Here is a 5458-nt window from a genome sequence, read left to right as displayed (position 1 = left end):
AAAGAAAATGATGAATTAGACCAATTTATCAAGGAATTACAATTAGAGGTTTATATTGATACAGATTTTTTCGGATCTATTTCAAAATTACAAGTTTTCCGTTTGTTACTGCCGACTATATTAAGAGAGTTTATGACTGAAGAGGATATTGCAATTGACATACCGATTAAAGCGGTGACTTCGACAAGAACGATTACGAAAGAGGAACCTCAATTAAATTTAATTAGAAAAACAGTAGAAGTGATTGCAGGCATGATTGGGGAGGCCAATTTCATAGAATTGATTCCATATGAAAATACCGAGGATGCTAAGAGATGGTCAGAAAATATTTTTCATTTATTGAACTATGAAAGTAAATTAAAAGAATTCGGCAATATTGTAAAAGGTTGCTATTATTTGGAGGAATTGACGCAAGAACTGTGTGTGGGTGCTTGGGATCTCTTTTTACAAGTCGAAAGCAATGGTGGCTATAAAGAATATATTGAATCAGGTGAATTAGAAAAAGAGATTGCGGTTGAAAGAGAGAAATCGATTGAAAAAATGATGTTAGGTCAAGTGAAGCTTGTAGGATTAAATTCGTACCGGAGACATGAACCGAATAAATATAATGGAAAAGATCAAGACGAATTAAATCATGATCCAGAAATCTATCATTTTAGTAATTGGATTGAAAAATGTCATCAACTACTAAATGCAAGTTGGGATTGTTTGATTCTTGAAGGGGCAAGTGAACAGGAAGAAGACTTGATGAAAAATATTCTTTTTACGTTACACTCAATCGGATTAAAAAACAAAATTGATGCTGATGTTTTATTTATCGCTGGTGATGAAAAGAAAGTGAATTTTTTTCAATTAATGAATCCAAAGAAAATAATCGTTAGAGTAGTAGAAGAAGTAAGTGACGATGATCAGTATTCTATGTCTGAAATAACCCATTTACCAAATCTAATTAATGAATTAATGAAGATCGAGGTGCAAAAATGAGAAAGACCTTTCATAAGAAACCTTTTCCCGTAGCGACACCTAATCTACATCTAGAAATGAATATTCCAAAATCATATCCTGGTCAAGTTCCATTTGTAAGAGGACCTTATCCATTAATGTATGTTACACAACCTTGGACAATTAGACAATATGCAGGATTCTCAACGGCGAAAGATAGTAATACTTTCTATAAACAAAATTTAGCAAAAGGTCAAAAAGGGTTGTCAGTTGCTTTCGATTTACCAACACATAGAGGTTATGATTCTGATCACGATCGAGTTGTTGGGGATGTTGGTAAAGCAGGAGTGGCTATTGACTCAGTAGAGGATATGAAAGTACTGTTTGACGGAATTCCATTACAAGATATTTCTGTATCAATGACAATGAATGGCGCAGTACTTCCAATTTTAGCGTTTTATATTGTTGCAGCAAATGAGCAAGGGGTAGATACAGTTAAACTCACCGGTACGATTCAAAATGACATACTAAAAGAATATATGGTAAGAAACACATATATATATGCTCCGAAAATGTCAATGCGAATAATCGGTGATATATTTTCGTATTGCTCAAAAAACATGCCGAAATTTAACCCGATTAGCATTTCTGGTTATCATATGCAAGAAGCAGGAGCGTCAACTGAAATAGAGTTAGCTTATACAATCTTAAACGGTATAGAGTATGTAAAAACTGGATTAGAAGCAGGTCTAACTGTTGATGAGTTTGCTCCACGATTATCCTTTTTTTGGGGAATTGGAATGGATTTTGTAACAGAAATTGCTAAATTAAGAGCGGGACGACTTCTTTGGGCACAAATGATGCTCCAATTTAATCCGAAAAATAAAAAGAGTTATATGCTTAGAGCACATTGTCAAACTTCTGGATGGAGTTTAACAAAACAAGATCCGATGAACAATATTGCTAGAACAACGATTGAAGCACTCGCTGCGGTATTCGGACAAACACAATCATTACATACAAATGCCTTTGATGAAGCAATTGCTCTTCCAACACCGAATTCGGCTTCAATTGCAAGAAATACACAATTAATTTTACAACATGAATGTGGGTTGACTAATGTTGTTGACCCATTTGGAGGTTCTCATAAAATAGAAGAGTTAACATACGAATTAGTTCAAAAAGCATGGGTATATATGAAAGAAATAGAAGAATTGGGCGGTATGGTACAAGCGATTGAAAAAGGGATTCCGAAAATGAGAATAGAAGAAGCTGCAATCGCAAAACAAGCGAAAATAGATAGTGGAGAAGATGTCATTATCGGTGTGAACCGTTTTAGTATAGATGAGGAAGAAATTGAAGATGTATTGTCCGTTAATGCCAATGAAGTAAGAGAACAGCAACTAAATCAATTAAAACAACTGAAAGAAAGCAGGAATACAAAAGAGGTTGAATACTGGCTAGAAACATTAGAGAACTGTGTAAAAACAGGAGAAGGAAATTTACTTGAAATCGCTATTCAATGTGCAAAAGTACGTGCGACACTAGGTGAAATATCTGCTTCGATTGAAAAATATGCGCCAAGACATATTGCGAAGGTAGAAACTGTGACAGGGGTGTACTCGTCTGTGCATAAAAACGAAGATGAAGTAAAGCGTATTCAAAATTTAGTAGCTGAGTTTACAGAAAAAGAAGGACGCCGTCCAAGGATTTTTATGGCGAAAATAGGTCAGGATGGTCACGATCGCGGGATTAAAGTAGTAGCTTCTGCTTATGCCGATTTTGGATTTGATGTGGATGTTGGTCCACTATTCCAAACTCCTGCTGAAGTAGCAAAGGCAGCGGTTTTATTTGACGTTCATTGTGTTGCGATGAGCTCTTTAGCTGGTGGGCATAAAGAATTATTGCCCCTATTAAGAGATGAGTTGAAAAAATTAGGAAGAGATGACATGACGATTTTTGTAGGTGGAGTTGTCCCAGAAAAGGATTATGATTTCTTACTAAATAATGGCGCAAGTGCGATTTTTGGGCCAGGAACAGTATTAACCGAGGCTGCGGAAAAGATTCTAAACTGTTTATCTAAAGAGGATTAATCAAATGAATGGAAGACGGTTATCTATTCAAGAAACGATTAATCGAATTCTTTCTGGCGATTTGACAACTCTTGCAAAAACGATTACTTTAGTTGAAAGTCAAAAGTATGATGATAAGATGTTTGTAAATGAATTGATTGGTAAAATTCTACCTTATACAGGAAAGAGTTTTAGAATCGGATTTACTGGTATTCCTGGAGCTGGTAAAAGTTCATTTATAGAATATTTCGGTAAAGATTTATGTGAGTCTGGTAAAAAAGTTGCAGTTTTAGCAATTGATCCTAGTAGTCCTATTACCGGTGGGAGCATACTTGGAGACTCGACACGAATGACAGAATTATTACATCACCCACTTGCATTTATAAGACCTTCTCCATCGAACGGAACGATTGGGGGAGTACATGCTAATACGTATGAAACCATACTATTATGTGAAGCTGCTGGTTTTGATTATACATTAATTGAAACGGTCGGAATCGGTCAAAGCGAAGGAAGTATTAGAGAGCATGTTGATTGTATGGTTTTATTAACATTGGCTAGAGGTGGCGATGATTTACAAGGCATTAAAAGAGGCATACTAGAACTTGTCGACTTCGTTGTGATTAATAAATGTGATGGGGAGTTAATTGAACTTACAAAGTATACGGCCTCATTAATGAAACAGACGATGAAACTTGTCTCTTCACCAACGCCTAACTGGAAACAGGTAGTTATGCCCACTTCGACGGAATCCGGTCTAGGCATGAGTGAATTTTTACGAAAGACCAATCTGTTTTTAGAATTGATGAATATGAATAGTTATCATTCTAATCTAAGGATACAACAAAATAGAAAATGGTTTCATCGTTCAGTAAAAGATCGAGTCATTCAATCATTTTTTAACAATGAAAATGTTAAAACAAAACTAATGGAATGCGAAGAAGAATTTATGAATAAAGGGATTGATATGCAAGATGTTGTTGTAAAGATCATTCGTTCCTTCAACAAATAAATATTCGAGTTCAAAAGCTTGAATAATGAGACGATCAATTGGTAAGATGAAGAAAAGTATATAAGGGGTAGATAAATATGAATATGAATTTTAATTTTTTTATGAATGATGTTGTTCATACTGCGCGTCAAGAAATTTCAGCAGCTGGGTATACAGAATTAAAAACACCAGAAGAAGTAGATGAAGCTCTTGTAAAGAAGGGAACAACTTTAGTTATGGTAAACTCAGTATGTGGTTGTGCTGGGGGGATTGCACGTCCTGCTGCTTCACATGCCGTTCATTATGATGCAAGACCTGACCAACTTGTTACAGTATTTGCAGGGCAAGATAAAGAAGCAACAGCAAAAGCTCGTGAGTATTTCACAGGTAAAGCGCCATCATCACCTTCATTTGCTTTGTTAAAAGACGGTGAACTAGTTGCAATGGTAGAACGTCATGAAATAGAGGGACATGATCCAGTGCAAGTTATTCAAAAACTTCAATACTATTTTGACCAATATTGCGAACAAGTCTAAAAAAGAAAAGTACAAAATGCTCAGCATTTTGTACTTTTTTATGTAGCTTAGATTTTTAATTGAAAATATTAAAAATAATATACAATATAAGAAAAAAAGATATGATTCCAATGGAACATGTAACGATTAGAAGCATAAGTGCATCAATATGTACTGATTCATCATGATCTGCTCGAAATGCAAAGGAGCCTATTCTGTGTTTGCGTAATTTTCGATATTGATTTAAATCAATTACATTTGATTGGTCCACTTATACCCCTCCAATATCATTTATATAATAAATTTTAAAATATTCTAAATAATTAGTAAAGTTAATTTAGCTGACAAATTAATAGCAAATTATGCCATAATAAGTGAAAAAGAACGAAACTAATCATTGAAAGGCTCGTGTCAATCTTGAAATATACATTATGTTTTATACAGCGGAAATCGGAATTATTAATGTTAAATAGATTCAAAGCTCCAACAATGGGAATCTGGAATGGTGTTGGAGGAAAGATTGAAATGAATGAAACAATAGAAGAATCGGTACAAAGGGAGATATTAGAAGAAACTGGGTTATTCATAGAATTAGATCAAATTACACATAAAGGATTAGTCACGTGGCAGGAAAAAGATCATGTTTTTGGTGGGATGTATATTTTCAAAGCTGATGTTGCTGAAGATCTGCATTACAACACCCCTATAAAAACGGATGAAGGTATATTAGACTGGAAGCTGATAGATTGGGTGACAGACAAGCGAAATGAAGGGGTTGGAGAATGTATACCATATTTTCTTCCTATACTATTAAATGACGTTAAAATGTATCATCATGCTTTTTATTATGAAGGATCTAGAGTAGTCGATGTTGTTGTTAAAGAACAAATTAGTATAATGAAATAATTTATGAATTGAATATTATACACATTTTGTAG

6 protein-coding genes are annotated in these 5458 nt (G+C 34.4%); 5 read left to right on the top strand and 1 reads right to left on the bottom strand.

All coding sequences use genetic code 11. The annotated features are described in order from the left end of the window. The 4 genes from V7056_RS12185 to V7056_RS12170 form a co-directional block, all read left to right on the top strand. Nucleotides 1-984 (top strand): methylmalonyl-CoA mutase family protein (locus V7056_RS12185; RefSeq protein ID WP_499702284.1); only part of this gene is annotated, 984 nt, incomplete at its 5' end. Between the two features lie 56 nt (nt 985-1040). Further along, nucleotides 1041-3035 (top strand): methylmalonyl-CoA mutase, encoded by a 1995-nt coding sequence (scpA, locus tag V7056_RS12180; RefSeq protein ID WP_499702314.1) that lies wholly within the window; start codon nt 1041-1043, stop codon nt 3033-3035. A 4-nt stretch (nt 3036-3039) separates the two neighbouring features. After that, the gene (gene meaB, locus V7056_RS12175; RefSeq protein ID WP_499702282.1) at nt 3040-4026 is read left to right on the top strand and encodes a methylmalonyl Co-A mutase-associated GTPase MeaB; all 987 of its coding nucleotides are present in this window, start codon (nt 3040-3042) and stop codon (nt 4024-4026) included. Between the two features lie 77 nt (nt 4027-4103). After that, the gene (locus tag V7056_RS12170) at nt 4104-4541 is read left to right on the top strand and encodes a BrxA/BrxB family bacilliredoxin (RefSeq protein ID WP_499702280.1); all 438 of its coding nucleotides are present in this window, start codon (nt 4104-4106) and stop codon (nt 4539-4541) included. Nucleotides 4542-4596: 55 nt separating this feature from the next. Here the strand turns inward: V7056_RS12170 and V7056_RS12165 are convergent, their stop codons facing one another. Next, nucleotides 4597-4791 (bottom strand): hypothetical protein, encoded by a 195-nt coding sequence (locus V7056_RS12165; protein ID WP_499702278.1) that lies wholly within the window; start codon nt 4789-4791, stop codon nt 4597-4599. Nucleotides 4792-4928: 137 nt separating this feature from the next. Between V7056_RS12165 and V7056_RS12160 the strand changes: the two genes are divergently transcribed. Beyond that, nucleotides 4929-5426: an NUDIX hydrolase gene (locus tag V7056_RS12160; RefSeq protein WP_499702277.1), complete on the top strand. Its 498-nt coding sequence runs from the start codon at nt 4929-4931 to the stop codon at nt 5424-5426. Nucleotides 5427-5458 lie beyond the last annotated feature (32 nt).

This window comes from Bacillus sp. JJ664 (assembly GCF_036962205.1).
Lineage (GTDB): Bacteria > Bacillota > Bacilli > Bacillales > Bacillaceae_G > Gottfriedia.
The sequence above is the reverse complement of the archived record's forward strand: the minus strand, read 5'-3'. Positions and strand labels throughout refer to the sequence as shown.